Source organism: Mangrovimonas sp. ST2L15 (assembly GCF_001280515.1).
Lineage (GTDB): Bacteria > Bacteroidota > Bacteroidia > Flavobacteriales > Flavobacteriaceae > Mangrovimonas > Mangrovimonas futianensis.
The window spans coordinates 1-286 of the sequence record NZ_LBIQ01000027.1; the positions used below are offsets into that span (position 1 = coordinate 1).

Genomic DNA, 286 nt, shown 5'->3' on the forward strand with positions numbered 1-286 from the left:
TGATAGCTCTCTCCTTCTGAGGCGGTCAATACAGCAGTACTTCCCTCACAGATGGTTACATCATCTCCTGCAGATACAACCAATTCTGGTGTTTCAGGTTGGGTCACTGTAACCGTTACTGAATCTGCGGAAGAACATTCGCCGGTTGTTACCGTTACCTCATAGGTTGTGGTTGCCGATGGACTTACCTCAATACTCTGGGTCACGGCCCCGTTGCTCCACTGATAGCCCTCACCACCGGTTGCGGTCAACACAACTGTGGATCCTACATCCGCCGCCATATGTG

Annotated in this window: 1 pseudogene; it reads right to left on the reverse strand. The window is 51.4% G+C overall.

Features of this window, described 5'->3' with window-relative positions:
* Window positions 1-286: pseudogene (locus ZA07_RS16135) on the reverse strand (hypothetical protein); the annotation flags it as partial.